The organism is Ornithinimicrobium cryptoxanthini (assembly GCF_023923205.1).
Lineage (GTDB): Bacteria > Actinomycetota > Actinomycetes > Actinomycetales > Dermatophilaceae > Ornithinicoccus > Ornithinicoccus cryptoxanthini.
Map to the genome: position 1 here is coordinate 2503689 of NZ_CP099490.1, position 14992 is coordinate 2518680.

Here is a 14992-nt window from a genome sequence, read left to right on the forward strand (position 1 = left end):
GCCTGGGGCCGGTGTGACTCATCACTCAGCGATTTGGCCAGGATTGTGCGCGCCACCTCTTGTGGGCGCTGCATCTACCTGTGAGTATGGGAACACTGTGCGCGCGCCTCGCGTTGACACAGCACGAACAGACAGGGCACAAGGTCGTGCCCTGTTGCGTGTCGGCGGCTCATCTGTGAGCACTGGATCTGCGACTGCCACGCTACACCAGACATCAGGCGACACGAATTTTTGGGTCGCATCACAGCCGGACCCGATCACCTCGGGACCTCGGCGGAGAACACAAGGAGCATGTAGATGGATTGGCGCAGTCGCGCTGCGTGCCTGGACGAGGACCCGGAGCTCTTCTTTCCGATCGGCAACACTGGTCCCGCCCTGCAGCAGATCGAGGAGGCCAAGGCCGTCTGTCGCCGGTGCCCGGTCATGGACACCTGCCTGAAGTGGGCCCTCGAGACCGGCCAGGATGCGGGGGTGTGGGGCGGCCTGTCCGAGGACGAGCGCCGCGCGCTCAAGCGCCGCAAGGCTCGCGCCCGCCGCGCAGGCTGAGGCAACGCTCGACGCAGCGCCTCACGCCTGGGCTGACAGCCCCCGGAGCCGCACGACGAACCGCACGACGGTTCCGTGCGGCTCCTTTGTGCCCCAAGTGATCTCGCCGCGCAGATCACTGATCAGGGCCTGGATGATCTGGGTGCCCAGTCCGCCGCTGGGAGCCTGACCGTCCGGCAGTCCGCGGCCGTCGTCGGTGACCGTCACGGTCAACACCTCCCCGCCCGCGTCCGAGCCGCCCGCCTCCGAGCCACCCGCCTCCGAGCCGCCGGCCTGAGGACGGCCACGCACCGCCTCCACGATGACGACTCCTGCGGGCTCACCCCCGGTCACCGGCGTGCTCGTGTCGAAGGCGTGCTCGACGGCGTTGTGGACCAGCTCGGCCAGGATCATCGCCAGCGGAGTCGCGTCCTCGGCCTGGATGCGGCCGAACGACCCGCGGTGCTCGGCCACCACCCGCGCGCCCCGCGAGGCGACCTCGACGGTCGCGCGGGCGATCCGGACCGCGATCTCATCAAACAGGACGGTCTCGTCGAAGCCCTGGCTGAGCGTGTCGTGCACCAGCGCCACCGTCGACACCCGACGTCCTGCCTCCTGCAGCGCAAACCGAGCCCCGGGGTCGTCCAGGCGGCGGGACTGCAGGCGCAGCAGCGCGGACACGGTCTGCAGGTTGTTCTTGACCCGGTGATGGATCTCGCGGATCGTGGCGTCCTTGGTCAGCAGCTCCCGCTCGCGTCGGCGCAGCTCGCTGACATCACGCAGCAGCAGCATCGCGCCATAACGGGTCCCGTGGTCGAGCAGGGGGACCGCCCGCATCGTCAGGTTGACCCGCGCGGTCTCGACCTCGGTCCCCCACGGCGCGCGGCCGGTGAGCACGAGCGGCATCGTCTCGTCCAGGGTGGCGCCGGTGGGCAACCGGCTCGTGACGATCTCCGAGAGATCGGTGCCGTTGACCTGATCGGTGTGCCCGAGCCGGCGCAGCGCAGAGATCGCGTTGGGACTCGCATAGTCGATGTGCCCCTCGGCATCGAGCCTGACCACCCCGTCCCCGACCCGCGGCGTCCCACGACCCACTCCGGTCGGGGCAAGGTCGCTGGGGAAGGTGCCCTGACCGATCATCTGCAGCAGGGACTGCGCCAGTTGCAGATAGTTGACCTCCAGCCCGCCCTGCTGACGCATGCTGTGCAGGTTGGCGTGCCGGACCAGCACGCCGACGGCGTGACCGGCCCGCACCACCGGGACATACTGCTCCTCGACGGACTCCGACGTGAGCGGCTCCACCGGGCGCCTGCTGGAGCGCACCTGGACCAGGATCTCGCGCCGCTCCTTCGACGCGCGCAGGCCGACGACGTCGTCGTTGTAGAAGTTGGGGCCGGTCGTGGGGCGGGCGTGGGCCACCAGCGCCCACTCGTCCTCGTGGTTGGTCGGCACCCACAGCGTCAGGTCGGAGAAGGAGAGGTCAGCGACCATCTGCCAGTCGCCGACAAGTCGGTGCAGCCAGTCGGCATCGGCCCGGGGCAGGGACGCCTGGTGGCCGAGGACTTCACGAAGGGTCGGCACGTGCGCAGACTAACGCGCCGACCCATCGTGGCCTATCCCAGCCCCGGTCCCGATCACCCGACAGGTGCGCGGGAGGCGATCCGATCTACCTCAAAACAATGGGTATGCCGCTCAGTTGCTGGCCCCCTGTCGCACCAGGCCGCGCAGGGCACGCAGTGCCACCGACAGCGGGCCCATCCCGGGTGAGGACAGCCGATCGACGCTGCTGAGCACCTGGCTGACGCGGGTCAGCGCCTCCGCGTTGGCCTCGGCCCAGCCCTCGAGCTGGGCTCGGCCCACCCCGGAGGTGCTCTCGGTGCTGCTCAGCACCGTGCGGGTCAGCGCCTTCAGCACGCCATAGAGGTCGTCGCGCATCGCGCCGCGCGCCAGCGAGTCCCAGCGGTCCTGACGCGCCAGCTCCGCCACCCGGTTGAGCAACGTGTCGATGCGGAACCGCTCGGAGACGGCGTAGTAGAGCGCCGCGGTCTCCTCCACCGACCGGTCCTCCTCCTCGGCCAGCTCCACGATGTCCAGCACCGAGAAGGAGTCCAGCAGCCCGGCATACGTCAGGGCCAGCTCCTCTGGGACACCACCGTCGCGGGCCTGCGCCGCCTGCGACTGGAACCGCTCGACCTCGGCCCCGAGCAGGAAGTCCCCGATCTTGGGACGGATCGAGTTGACCGGCCCGGTGAACCGGTTGATCTCCGACTCCAGGTGTCCCGTCAGCGACTGGTTGTTGAGGAACCAGCGCACGCTGCGGTCCATCAGGCGGCGGAACTCGAGGTAGAGCTTGGTCTGCAGTGCGGTGTCGACCTTGTTGTCCAGCGCCTCGACCTGCTCCATGAAGCCAGCCATGTCGAAGACCGAGCGGCACACGACGAACGCCCTCGCGATCTGGGGGATGTTGGCCGCGGTCTCCTCTATGCAGCGGAACGCGAAGGTGATGCCGCCCCGGTTGACCATCGAGTTGGCCAGATCGTTGACGATGATCTCGCGACGAAGCGGGTGGTCACCGATCCGTTCCCCCAGCCGTTCGTTCAGGGGCTGCGGGAAGTAGGCCCTGAGGGTGTCGGCGAAGAACGGGAAGTCGGGCAGGTCGGACTCGCTCAGCGACTCCTTCAGGTCCAGCTTCGAGTAGGCGACCAGCACCGAGAACTCCGGTGAGGTCAGCCCTTTGCCGGCCTCCTCAAGCTTCTCCATCGCGCGGTCGTCGGGCAGGAACTCCAGCTCGCGGTCCAGCCCAGCGTGCTCGGCCAGGTGGTCCATCAGGCGACGGTGCACCGGGGTCATCACCCCACCGTGGTCGCGTGCGTTGCCGATCAGCACGTTCTGCTCGTAGTTCGTGCGCAGCACCCGCTGGGCGACCTCGCCGGTCATCGACTCGAGCAGCTCGTCGCGCTCCTCAAGGGCCATGTCGCCGCTGGCGACGACGGGCGCCAGCGCGATCTTGATGTTGACCTCGTGGTCGGAGGTGTCGACCCCGGCCGAGTTGTCGATGGCGTCGGTGTTGATGTGGATGCCGGCGTTGGCAGCCTCGATGCGCCCGCGCTGGCTGAAGCCGAGGTTGCCGCCTTCACCGACGACCCTGACCCGCAGGTCGCCACCGTTGATCCGGATGGCGTCGTTGGCGCGGTCACCGATCTGCGCGTCCGACTCCGCCTCGGACTTGACATAGGTGCCGATGCCGCCGTTCCACAGCAGGTCGACCGGCGCCTTGAGCACCGCGCTCAGCAGCTGGTTGGGAGACATCTCGGTCACGTCGTCCTCGAGACCGAGGACCTCCCGCACCTGTGGCGTGATCGAGACCGACTTGGCCGAGCGGGGATAGACCCCACCACCCTCACTGATCAGCGCGGTGTCGTAGTCGGCCCAGCTGGAGCCCGGCAGGTCGAACAGGCGACGACGCTCGGCGTGCGAGCGCGCGGCGTCGGGGTCTGGGTCCAGGAATACGTGTCGGTGGTCGAAGGCACCGACCAGCCGGATGTGCTCGGAGAGCAGCATGCCGTTGCCGAAGACGTCACCGCTCATGTCACCGATGCCGACCGCCGTGAAGTCCTGCGTCTGGGTGTCGTGGCCCAGCTCGCGGAAGTGGCGCTTGACCGACTCCCAGGCGCCACGGGCCGTGATGCCCATGCCCTTGTGGTCATAGCCGGCCGAACCCCCGGAGGCGAAGGCGTCGTCCAGCCAGAAGCCATAGTCCCGCGAGACGCCGTTGGCGATGTCACTGAACCTGGCGGTGCCCTTGTCGGCCGCCACCACCAGATAGCTGTCGTCCCCGTCGCGGCGCACGACGTTCTCGGGCGGGACGATCTGTCCGTCGACCCGGTTGTCGGTGACGTCAAGCAGACCCTTGATAAAGATTTTGTAGCAGCCAACGCCCTCGTTGAGGAAGGCGTCCCGGTCACTGGGGTCGGGCAGCTGCTTGGCCACGAAGCCGCCCTTGGAGCCGGTCGGCACGATCACCGCGTTCTTGACCATCTGCGCCTTGACCAGGCCCAGGACCTCGGTGCGGAAGTCCTCGCGCCGGTCGCTCCACCGCAGGCCACCGCGGGCGACGGCACCAAACCGAAGGTGCACCCCCTCGACGCGGGGGGCATAGACCCAGATCTCGTAGGCCGGGCGAGGCTCGGGCAGACCCTCGATGTCGCGCGGGCTGAGCTTGAGGGAGACGTGCGGCTTGGGCCTGCCGTCCTCGTCAAGCTGATAGAAGTTGGTGCGAAGCGTGCCCTCGACGACCGAGATCAGCGACTTGATGATCCGGTCCTGGTCGAGGCTGGCGACCTCCTGGAGCGCGTCCTGGATCTGGTCGATGACCGCGGCGGCGCTCTCGTCTCGCGCGGCGTCGTCGGCGCCGGTCGAGGGGTCGAAGCGGACGGTGAAGAGCCGGACCAGCAGCCGGGCGATGTGCGGGTTGGTGGTCAGCGCCTCCTCGAGGTACTCCAGGCTGAAGGAACCCACCTGTCGCAGGTAGCGCACCAAGGTCCGGAGGATGACGACAGATCGCCAGTTGAGGTTGGCGTCGAGCACCAGCGAGTTGAGGTTGTCGCTCTCCCCCTGACGGCTCCACGCGACGGAGAAGGCCTCCTCGAAGTCGGCGGCCACCTGCTCGGCCGTGCGGTTGTCGTCCCCCTCCCAGACCTGCGCGTCCTTGGCCTCGAGCCCGAAGTCATAGATCCGCATCGCGATCTCGTCGTCCTCCTCCTCGACGACGTAGGGCCGCTCGTCGGTCACCTGGACGCCCAGGTGGCTGAAGATCGGCATCGCCTCGGTCAGCGTCATCGCATCCTGGCGATAGAGCTTGAGTCGCCGCTGGTCTGCGGGCGCGCCCTCCTCGGCATACAGGTGCAGCGCCATCGTCCGCTTGGGGTCAGCCACCACGGAGCGGATCCGGGCCAGGTCTGCATAGCCCGTCGCCGGGTCGAAGTCTTCCTTATAGCCCTCGGGAAAGGCGGCCGAGAAACTCGCCGCCGTGTCCCCGACGGTCTCGTCCTCCTCGTGCTCCACGATGACGTCAGCCAGCTGCTCGTGCCAGGTGCGCATCGCCTCCTGGACCCGTGCCTGGAGTGCCACGGCGTCGACCTCGGGGATGTCACTGCCAGGCGGCATCCGCAGCACGTAGTGCACCTGAGCCAAGGGCGACTCCCCCACCTTCGTCGAGTAGTCGACGGTCTCGGCGCCGTAGGCCTGCCGCACCAGTGTCTCGATGCGTTGCCGGACGGCGGTGTTGAACCGGTCCCGCGGCATCAGCACGAGCAGCGAGACGAAGCGACCGAACTCGTCCTTGCGCACGAGCAGGCGCGAGCCACGACGCTCCTGCAGGTGCAGGACCTCGTTGGCGCTGTCCACCAGCCAGTCGGTGTCGGCCTGGAACAGCTCGTCGCGCGGATAGTTCTCCAGGACCCCCATGAGGTCCTTGCCGGAGTGACTGTCCGACGCGAACCCGCTGCGCTCGATGATCGTGCGCACCTTGGCCCCGATGACGGGCAACCGCTTGACGGAGTCGGCATACGCGCTCTGGGTGAACAGTCCGAGGAAACGTCGCTCGGCGACGACGTCGCCGGCCTCGCTGAACTCGCGCACGCCGATGTAGTCGAGGTAGACCGGCCGGTGGACGGTTGCCCTCGAGTTGGCCTTGGTGATGGTCAGCAACCGCGGCTCGCGTGCCGTGGCGACCGCCTCCGGCCGCAGCCGGCTGACCGACGGCGCCTCTCCCCTGCGGGCCCGCAGGATGCCCAGGCCGGTCTCCGGTCGGGAGCGCAGAGCCTCGACACCGTCCTCCACCACGAGCTCATACTCGCGGTAGCCCAGGAAGGTGAAGTGGTTGTCCTCCAGCCAGGTGAGGAAGTCGATGGTGGGCTGGACCGTCGCGGGGTCCACGGTGTCGGGCACACCGGCGGTGAGCTCGGCGATGATGTCCCTGGCACGCTCCCGCATGGCGGGCCAGTCCTCCCACGCCCGGCGGACGTCGGCCAACACCTTGCGCAGCCGCTCCTCAAGATCCTCGCGGGAGGACTCACGGGTCAGGCGGTCGATCTCCACGTGGATCCAGGACTCGACGACGTCATCCGGTCCGGCCTCGGCCACGTCGACGTCGGACGGCTCTGTGCCGTGATCGACCTTGCGCGCCACCACCTGCGGGTGCACCAGCAGGTGGACTCCCAGTCCGCGAAGGCTCAGCTCGCCGAGCACCGAGTCCACCAGGAACGGCCGGTCCTCGGTGACCACCTGGATGACCGTATGCCGCGAGGTCCAGCCGTCCTCAGCGCGCGAGGGGTTGAAGACGCGCACCGAGGTCCTGCCCGCCGGCCGCTCCTTCGACAGGGCGATCATCTGGCCCGCGATCGCCTCTCGCACCGCGGGATCCCGCTCCATCAGATCGGTGTGGGCAACGTGTCGGTACAACCGGTTCAGCAAGGTGTCGTCGAGCGACATGATGAGGCAGATCTCCTGTCGGTGCGTCCCGCGAGCGCACGTCGTCGTGCGTCAGAGTGAGCCTAGCGCGTTGGCCGGTGGACGACCTGAGCACAGTGTCACCGGTCCGCCGTAGGGTGTGCGCCATGTCTGGGACGTCCACACCGCTGCCACTGCTCGGTCTGGCCGAGGAGCTCAGCACCCTGGACGCACCGCTCGGGGATCGCAGCCTCGAACTCCTGGTGCGTCACCTCCTCGACCGGGTTGCCGACGCCATCGTCGACCTCACGCAGGGGCGCACCGACCTCTCCCGCCCCGACCTGCCCGCACCGCCCCATGTCCCCACGGGTGAGCTGCCCCTCGACAGGGTCGCCTGCTCCGCCCTGGCGGCACGCTGTCGCCGGGCTGCCGGCGTGGTGGCGCAGTGGGGCCAGCAGGCACCGGTGGACACCCAGCCCCTGGCCGACCGGGTCGGCACGAGCCTCGACCTGCTCGCCGCCGGCCTGCAACGGCTCGTGCAGGACGTGGCGGACGAGTCACCCGCGGCGGCACGGCAACGACTTCAGCGCACTGTGCGTCGTGCCGTCGCAGCCCTGACCGCTCCAGCGATCTAAGGTGTCCCCATGAGGATCCACGAGACCGTCGAGCACGACGCCTCCCCGCAGCAGGTGTTCGAGATGATCTGCTCCCCCGACTACCAGGAGCTGAAGTGCACGCGTTCTGGCGCACTTGAGCACGAGGTCGCCATCGAGGTCGAGGAGGACGCGCGCACCATCGTGACCCGACGTCGCCTGCCCACCGACGCCTTCCCCGACTTCGTCCAGAAGTTCGTGGGTGACTCCGTGGATGTCATCGAGACCCAGGTGTGGGGGCTGACGGCAGACGAGGACGGCGGGCACTCCGCGTCCTTGAAGGTGGAGATCCCGCGCACCCCCGTCACCATGTCAGGCAGCGTCTATCTGACCCCGGCTGGCGAGGGCACCGAGCACACGGTCGAGGGCGAGCTCAAAGCCAGCGTCCCGTTCCTCGGCGCCAAGATCGAAAAGGCCATCGCACCCGTGATCGCCAGCTCGTTGCGGCTCGAGGGTCGCCTCAGCCGGGAGTGGATCGAGGACGCCTCCGCGTGACCTGCCAGCCGGGCCACCCCGCGCGAGGATCTCGCGGGGGGCCCGCCCGTGCTGATGGTCCAGGTCAGCCCATGTGCGGGTAGCGCCACTGCGTCGGCGCCACGAACGTCTCCTTGATCGAGCGGGCACTGGTCCACCGCATCAGGTTCTGCATCGAACCGGCCTTGTCGTTGGTGCCGGACGCCCGGGCGCCACCGAAGGGCTGCTGCCCGACGACCGCGCCGGTGGGCTTGTCGTTGACATAGAAGTTGCCGGCCGCGAAGCGAAGCTTCTCGGTGGCCAGCGCCACCGCCGCACGGTCGCGGGCGATGACCGCGCCGGTCAGTGCATAGCCGGCCACCGACTCCATCTGCGTGAGCATCTGCTCGAACTCGTCGTCGGGATATACGTGCACAGCCAGGATCGGGCCGAAGTACTCCGTGGTGAAGGTGTCGTGGGTCGGGTCGGTGACCTCGAGGATCGTCGGCCGCACGAAATAGCCGACCTCGTCGTCATACGTCCCACCGGCCACGATCGTGACGGCGTCGTCGGACCTGGCCCGGTCCAGGACCTCCTTGTGCTTGGCGAAGGCCCGGTCGTCGATCACCGCGCCCATGAAGTTGCCGAAGTCGCGCACGTCACCGACCGGGATCGACTCGGTGACCGAAACCAGCTCGTCCTTCAGCTCGGCCCAGAGCGAGGCGGGGACGTAGGCCCGTGAGGCGGCCGAGCACTTCTGACCCTGGTACTCAAACGCCCCACGCACCATCGCCGTCCGCAGCACGTCGACGTCGGCCGAGTGGTGCGCCACGATGAAGTCCTTGCCGCCCGTCTCACCCACGATCCGTGGGTAGGCCCGGTAGTTGGCGATGTTGGCGCCGATCTGTCCCCACAGCATCTGGAACACCCGGGTCGACCCGGTGAAGTGCAGACCGGCCAGATCGGGATGGTCCATGGTGACCTTGGACACCTCGACGCCGTCACCGGTGACCATGTTGATGACGCCGTCGGGAAGCCCGGCCTCCTGGAGCAGCTCCATGATGACGGAGGCGGCCCGCTGCTGTGTGGTCGCCGGCTTCCACACCACGGTGTTGCCCATCAGGGCCGGAGCCGTCGGCAGGTTGCCGGCGATCGCGGTGAAGTTGAAGGGAGTCACCGCATAGACGAATCCCTCAAGCGGCCGCTGGTCGGTGCGGTTCCACACGCCCGGGGCGTTGCGGATCGGTTGGTCCGCGAGGATCTGACGACCGAAGTAGGCGTTGAACCGCCAGAAGTCGATGAGCTCGCACGCCGAGTCGATCTCGGCCTGGTAGGAGGTCTTGGACTGGCCCAGCATGGTCGCGGCGTTGAGTCGGGCACGCCAGGGCCCGGCCAGCAGCTCTGCCGCCCGCAGCAGGATCGCCGCCCGGTCGTCGAAGTCCAACGCCGCCCATCCCGGTGCCGCCTCGCGGGCGGCGTCGATGGCGGCCGTCGCGTCGGCCGCCTGAGCAGTGTGCAGCGTGCCCAGCACCTCGGCGTGGGCGTGCGGCTGGACGACCTGCACCTCCGGTCCAGCGCCCGTCACCCGCTGACCCCCGATGACGTGGGGCAGCTCGACGGGGTTGCCCGCCAACTCGGTCAGGGCCGCCTCCAGCTCGGCGCGCTCGGGGCTGCCCGGCGCGTAGTCCTTCACCGGCTCGTTGATGGGGTCGGGAACCGTGGTCACGGCGTCCATGGTGTCTGTCCTCCAGTCGGTCGGGTTGCCTCCACGTCGAGGCCTTCCTCCATGATCACAGGATCACAGCAAAGCACGCACATCGACCAGTTCGGTCGCGTCATACCAGGACAGCTCGACCACCGACTCGTCGTCCGAGACCTGCGCCGTCACACCGACCAGGTCGTCGCCGAGATGCAGCGAGGCGATCCGGGGCAGGGCCACCGGGCCGCGGACCAGCACCCGGGACCCGGTCGGACCGGAGTCGTCGATCGCGTCCCGACCCACGTCAGCCGCTGCGACCAGGACCGGCTGTCCCTCCTGCAGGCAGTAGCCCGCGGCGTCCTGGAGGGCGGCAAACTCCCAGGCCTCGACGTCACCGTCTGGGTCTGACCGCCGCACGGAGTCGGTGACCACGAAGGCGACCAGATCGCCCTCCACCTTTCCGTCCTCGTGCAGCGCCCGCACGTGTTCGGCCGTCAGGGGGATGTAGCACCGGATCTGTGGGTGGATGCCTGCCATGATGCTGATCTCCTCGTCGGGGGTGTCGTGGGTCAGTCGTGGTGGGTCAGTCGTCGTGGGTCAGTCGTCGTGGGTCAGTCGTCGTCGGCCACGAGCTCGGCCAGCGCAGAGAGGATGCAGTCCGCGAGCACGTCAAGGTCGGGCATGGCGTCGCGGTCGGCGTTCAGGCCCAGATGGACCCGGCCGTCGTATGACGTCAGGCCGATGGCTAGGGCCTGCCCCTCCGCCAGCGGGATCACCGGATAGCTAGCCAGGAGCCGGGCGGTTCCGGCAAAGCGGGCCTCCTGCGGCCCGGGGACGTTGCTGATCACCAGGTTGAAGACCCGGCGGGACATGACGCTCGCCGCGCGGGCGGCGAGGCTGTGCAGGGTCGGGGCGGCAAAGCCGGCCAGTCCCACGATCCCGGCCGCGCCGATGGACCGCCCCGCACTCAGCTGCTTGCTCATCCGATAGCTCACCTGCTGCAACCGCATCGCCGCGCTGGGCTCGCCGATGGGCAGGTCGACGAAGGCGGCGACCACCGGGCCGCCGACGTGCGACTCGACCGCGCCGCCCTCGACCGACAGCGGGACCATGGCCCGCAGGGTGCTCGATGTGGTGATGGGTTCTCCGCGGGTCATCAGCCACTCCCGCAGTCCGCCGGCAAGGGTCGCGAGCACGACGTCGTTGACGGAGACGTGTTCCAGGTCGCCGGCACCGAACTTGCGTCGGCGGACCAGTCGGAAGTCCTCCAGGTCCAGGTCGATCAGCCTCACGCGACGACCTGAGCCCACCTCGACGTTCAGCGGCGTCTGGGGTGCGGGGCTCGCTGCGGTGCGCACCAGCGCGGTCCCCGCCTGCTGGGCCGCCTCGGCCACCTTCACACCGGTGTGCCGCAGGTCCGTCACACCGCCGCGCACGCCGTCCCACAGCCGGCGCGGAGACGTCATGGTGCTGAGCGCGGAGCGGGCGAGCAGCTCCGCGTCGCTGGGCTCGGGCGCCGGGGTCCAGGTCTGCACGATCGGGACCACGTCAACCGGGTTCTCATCGAGGATGACCTGTCCGATGTCAAGCCCGTGCACACCGTCCACCATGGCCTGGTGGGTCTTGGACACGAGCGCGAAGCGACCGTCCTGGAGGCCCTCGACCAGATAGATCTCCCACAGCGGACGGCTCCGGTCGAGCAGCCGGGACTGGATCCGGGCCACGAACTCGGCCAGCTGGTCGTGGGTGCCCGGACGGGGCAGTCCAGAACGCCGCACGTGGTAGGTCAGGTCGAAGTCGGCGTCATCGACCCAGACGGGGCCGCCGAGTCCAGCCGGCACCGCTCGGATGCGCTGCCGGTAGCGGTGCACGTAGGCGATCCGGTTGGCCACCAGAGCCATGAGTGTGTCGTGGTCGAAGCCCTCCTCAGGGGTCTCAAAGACCAGCACCGAACCCACGTGCATGGCGGTCACGGGTCCCTCGAGATAGAGGAACGACGAGTCCACCGGCGTCAGACGATCTAGCACGGCCCCATCGTGTCAGACTGCGGCAGCCCGCCGCGCCAGAACGCGTCGCCGGGGTGCTGCCAGCTCCCGTCCGGTCACGCGGGAGGCGGCCTCGCGCACGCCCACCCGGGCCGGACTCGAGGGTCGCGCCTCTCGCAACGTGCGGCCAGCCAGGACTGCTGCGTCGACGCCGGCCTGGTCCTCCGCCACCAGGATCACGTCCTCGACGCCGGCGAACCGCACGAGCGCCTCGCGCACCAACCGGGCCGGGTTCTTGCCGATGGCCTCCGCCCGCACACGGTTGACCACGACAGTCGTCGCAGCCGCGGTCACGCCGGCGAGCTGGTCCAGTCCGCGCACCAGACGTTGCAGCCCCACCGGGTCAGCGGCCCCCACCACCAACACGTGATCAGCGACCTCGAGCGCGGCGAGCGCGGCTCCGTTGCGCCGCGGGGCAGTGGTGTCGAAGCTGAGCTCCTCATCCGACTCCAGGCAGAAGCCGACATCCACCACGGTGACCGGCACCAGATCGGCGCACGCCGACAGCACGTCCTGCACCGCATGGTCGCGCAGCTCGGGCCACCGGTCGGGGCGGGGCATGCCGGTGAGCACCCGCAGTCCCGGGACGACCTGGATCGCCAACCTGCTCAGCGTCGCGCGGTCGAGGCTCCCCTGGTCTGCCGCGCGACTCGCAGCCGCCACGCCAGGAGCCTCGTCGAGGACGGCGAGGACCTGCGCGACCGAGGCGCCATAGGTGTCCAGGTCCGCCAAGATCACGGGTTGATCGGGCTCGGCCAGCTCGGCAGCGACGTTGACCGCGAGGGTCGTCCGTCCCGGTGAGCCCACCGGCCCCCAGACGACGACCACCGTGCCGCGACCTGTCTCGAGGGCGTCGAGTGAGCTGGGTCCCTCGCCCTCATGCCGGTCGGTCTCGTCCGCAGCCTCGTCCCGCTGGCCCTGGCCGGTGCCGTCAGCGGGATCAGCACGGTCCGGGGCCGGGTGTGCAGGTCGGTCTCGGAAGGCACTGCCCGGACCCCCTGAGGACGTCCCGGGAGCGGATCCACCCTGGCCGTCGTCGTGCTGGGGGCTGCTGACCAGCTCGGTCAGAGCACCCTCGAGCTGTGGCTGCTCCGCGTCGGCCGACAGCACGACCTGGACGCCCCAGCGACGCAGCATCCGTTCGCCGCCCTCGTCGCCGGGGCGATGCACACCCAGGACGAGCACGTCGTGGTCCTTCAGCTGCTGGATGGCAGCGCGGTCCAGGCCCCGGAGGTCAGCGGAGACGACGGCCACCCGGCCGATCCCTGCAGCGGCCGAGCCGAGCAGCTCAGCCAGGTCGGCGCACCGGCGCACCACGTGGACGGCCCGGCTGCTGTCGAGCCGGGTGGCCAGCTGCGCCTCATAGCGTGGCGTGACCGCGGTCAGCAGCGGCAGGCTCACGAGGTGGCCCCGGACCCGGGCGAGGGCACCAGCGTGACCTTGGCCTCTTGGTCGACGCTCGAGATCACCGCGCCGACCTGGTCGGCGGGCACTACGACCTGCACGGCTGCCCGGCCCACTCCCATGCCCAGACTGGTGGAGCTCGTGGGGGTGCGAGCCACGACCGCCTTGGCCAGGAGCAGCTCCGGGTCCAGATAGGCGGTGCCCACCTCGTCCGGGTCGCGCCGGCTCACCCACACGTCCACGACCGTGCCGACGGTGAAGGTCTGGGCCGTCGCGGGGTCGACCGGCACGGTGACGGTCTTGTCGTGAGCCTGGCTGGCAGTCCCCAGAGAGGTCGCGGGCACCAGCTCGCCCTCGGTGACCTGCCGCAGCATGACGGTGCCCGGAGCGACCTGCTGGTGGGCGTCGACGTAGTGCGCCATCGGGGCGTCCATCCGGACCCGCACCGGCATCAGGTCATCAGCACCGACCTCCTGGCCGGGCAGGAGGTCGCGCGTGGCGGCATACACCGGGGTGGTCTCGTCCATCGCCGAGGTCAGGCGGACGCCGCCTGCCACCGACAGGAGCACCAGCAGCAGGCCGACGAGGAGCCGGGTGTCCCGCCAACCGGGTCTTCGCAGTCGCCGGGCGACAGGGATCGTCGCGTGATCACCTCGTGCTGCAGTCATGTGTCGTCAGCCCCCGTAGTCGCTTGCTGGTCCTCTTGGTCTGATCCACCCAGGCGAGGTCAGGCTAGCCGCCGGGGAGCAGCGGGATCATCTTGTCCACAGGGCAACTTCGAGAACCACCCAGGACAGGTAAAATCTCGGTCAAGGTTCGCCACCCGCCCCTCCCGCTCACCAGATGGAGCAGTCTGTTGACCCCACGGTTCCTCACTCTCACCGACGTCGCCGAGACCCTCAACATCACGATGTCGCAGACCAAGGCGCTGGTGCGCGGTGGGTCGCTGCCAGCGCTCAAGATCGGCGGACGGGGCGTGTGGCGGGTCGAGGCCTCCATGCTCGAGGACTACATCGAGCGGATGTATGCCGAGACGCGCGAGAGCATCGAGAAGGTGCCTGGCGAGGTGGGCAAAGGACCGGACCACGACCAGCCCTAAGCGATCAGCTGCGGGCCACGCAGACCAGGGCCTGATAGGGGATCGACACCACGGAGAAGACGTCGCGGTCCCGGCGCGGCAGGTCATCGGGGTGCCTGCTGAGGTCGAGATGATCAGCTCCCACCCGGTCGATGGTGCCCAGGGCCAGCCCCCCATCAAGGTCGTGCGCCCGCACCAGGGCACGGTCGCGACTAAGCGCGCGAAGTGCCTGCCTCAGGTCCAGGGACCGTTGCACCCGGCTGGGCCGCCCCGCATCTGAGCGTCCCGACAGGCCGCTGACACTCAGGACCGTCGCGGTCACGATGAGCAGCTCACGGGGACGTGCGGCGCCGTCCTCCTGCAGCACAAGCCAGTCCGAGGCCACCTCGGAGAGGGCTCCTTCCACGACCAGTCCCCCACGCAGACTCAGCCGCACCCGAGCACCCAGGTCGGCCAGGAACCGCTCGCTCAGGCTCACCCGGCCCAGTGCCGCCCGGGTGTGCTCGGCGACCTCCCCCTGCACCTGCGCTGCCTCCTGTGCCGCCAGCTGCGCCTCGAGGTCGTCGAACAGGTCTGTCCATCGCATGGAGTCGATTGTGCCGGACACGCCAGACGCCGCTGACGATCATCCACAACACCACGGCTCCTCTTGCCCTCACAGCTCTTATAGGCTCTAATGGCGTAC

The 14992-nt window shown here is 69.2% G+C and carries 12 protein-coding genes; 4 read left to right on the forward strand and 8 right to left on the reverse strand.

Features of this window, described 5'->3' with window-relative positions; genetic code table 11:
• Nucleotides 1-297 precede the first annotated feature (297 nt).
• On the forward strand, nt 298-546 hold the full coding sequence (locus NF557_RS11605) for a WhiB family transcriptional regulator (protein ID WP_247088463.1): 249 nt from the start codon (nt 298-300) through the stop codon (nt 544-546).
• A 21-nt stretch (nt 547-567) separates the two neighbouring features.
• On the opposite strand, the gene NF557_RS11610 is transcribed toward NF557_RS11605, so the two are convergent.
• The gene (locus NF557_RS11610) at nt 568-2106 is read right to left on the reverse strand and encodes a sensor histidine kinase (RefSeq protein ID WP_252619525.1); all 1539 of its coding nucleotides are present in this window, start codon (nt 2104-2106) and stop codon (nt 568-570) included.
• 111 nt (nt 2107-2217) lie between these two features.
• Entirely contained in the window at nt 2218-7017 is a 4800-nt protein-coding gene (locus tag NF557_RS11615; protein WP_252619526.1) for an NAD-glutamate dehydrogenase, read from the reverse strand.
• A 125-nt stretch (nt 7018-7142) separates the two neighbouring features.
• Here NF557_RS11615 and NF557_RS11620 point away from each other — a divergent pair, with 125 nt between their 5' ends.
• Together NF557_RS11620 and NF557_RS11625 are read left to right on the forward strand one after the other, a co-directional pair.
• Complete coding sequence (locus NF557_RS11620) at nt 7143-7610, forward strand: hypothetical protein (RefSeq protein WP_252619527.1); 468 nt, start codon at nt 7143-7145, stop codon at nt 7608-7610.
• Nucleotides 7611-7619: 9 nt separating this feature from the next.
• The gene (locus NF557_RS11625; protein ID WP_252619529.1) at nt 7620-8123 is read left to right on the forward strand and encodes a DUF2505 domain-containing protein; all 504 of its coding nucleotides are present in this window, start codon (nt 7620-7622) and stop codon (nt 8121-8123) included.
• A 64-nt stretch (nt 8124-8187) separates the two neighbouring features.
• Here the strand turns inward: NF557_RS11625 and pruA are convergent, their stop codons facing one another.
• From pruA to NF557_RS11650, 5 genes are all read right to left on the reverse strand, one after another.
• Entirely contained in the window at nt 8188-9816 is a 1629-nt protein-coding gene (pruA, locus tag NF557_RS11630) for an L-glutamate gamma-semialdehyde dehydrogenase (RefSeq protein ID WP_252619531.1), read from the reverse strand.
• Between the two features lie 63 nt (nt 9817-9879).
• Nucleotides 9880-10317, reverse strand: a complete 438-nt coding sequence (locus NF557_RS11635; RefSeq protein ID WP_252619533.1) for a DUF6912 family protein — start codon at nt 10315-10317, stop codon at nt 9880-9882.
• Between the two features lie 74 nt (nt 10318-10391).
• Complete coding sequence (locus NF557_RS11640; RefSeq protein ID WP_252619535.1) at nt 10392-11807, reverse strand: WS/DGAT/MGAT family O-acyltransferase; 1416 nt, start codon at nt 11805-11807, stop codon at nt 10392-10394.
• A gap of 12 nt (nt 11808-11819) precedes the next feature.
• Nucleotides 11820-13226, reverse strand: a complete 1407-nt coding sequence (locus NF557_RS11645) for a CpaE/TadZ family protein (protein WP_252619537.1) — start codon at nt 13224-13226, stop codon at nt 11820-11822.
• A complete protein-coding gene (locus NF557_RS11650; protein ID WP_252619539.1) occupies nt 13223-13897 on the reverse strand; it encodes an SAF domain-containing protein in 675 nt (224 codons plus the stop codon). Before NF557_RS11650 ends, NF557_RS11645 begins: the two co-directional genes overlap by 4 nt.
• A 188-nt stretch (nt 13898-14085) precedes the next feature.
• Between NF557_RS11650 and NF557_RS11655 the strand changes: the two genes are divergently transcribed.
• Nucleotides 14086-14328 carry a helix-turn-helix domain-containing protein gene (locus tag NF557_RS11655; RefSeq protein WP_252619541.1) on the forward strand — a complete coding sequence of 81 codons (243 nt, stop codon included), beginning with the start codon at nt 14086-14088 and terminating at the stop codon, nt 14326-14328.
• A 4-nt stretch (nt 14329-14332) separates the two neighbouring features.
• On the opposite strand, the gene NF557_RS11660 is transcribed toward NF557_RS11655, so the two are convergent.
• The gene (locus NF557_RS11660; RefSeq protein WP_252619543.1) at nt 14333-14893 is read right to left on the reverse strand and encodes a hypothetical protein; all 561 of its coding nucleotides are present in this window, start codon (nt 14891-14893) and stop codon (nt 14333-14335) included.
• Nucleotides 14894-14992 lie beyond the last annotated feature (99 nt).

Excerpts from the sequence above, each read along its gene's own strand:
- pruA (WP_252619531.1), bottom strand. The coding sequence starts at position 9,816 with ATGGACGCCGTGACCACGGTTCCCGACCCCATCAACGAGCCGGTGAAG.
- NF557_RS11635 (WP_252619533.1), bottom strand. The coding sequence starts at position 10,317 with ATGGCAGGCATCCACCCACAGATCCGGTGCTACATCCCCCTGACGGCC.
- NF557_RS11615 (WP_252619526.1), bottom strand. The coding sequence starts at position 7,017 with ATGTCGCTCGACGACACCTTGCTGAACCGGTTGTACCGACACGTTGCC.
- NF557_RS11605 (WP_247088463.1), top strand. The coding sequence starts at position 298 with ATGGATTGGCGCAGTCGCGCTGCGTGCCTGGACGAGGACCCGGAGCTC.
- NF557_RS11660 (WP_252619543.1), bottom strand. The coding sequence starts at position 14,893 with ATGCGATGGACAGACCTGTTCGACGACCTCGAGGCGCAGCTGGCGGCA.
- NF557_RS11620 (WP_252619527.1), top strand. The coding sequence starts at position 7,143 with ATGTCTGGGACGTCCACACCGCTGCCACTGCTCGGTCTGGCCGAGGAG.
- NF557_RS11650 (WP_252619539.1), bottom strand. The coding sequence starts at position 13,897 with ATGACTGCAGCACGAGGTGATCACGCGACGATCCCTGTCGCCCGGCGA.
- NF557_RS11625 (WP_252619529.1), top strand. The coding sequence starts at position 7,620 with ATGAGGATCCACGAGACCGTCGAGCACGACGCCTCCCCGCAGCAGGTG.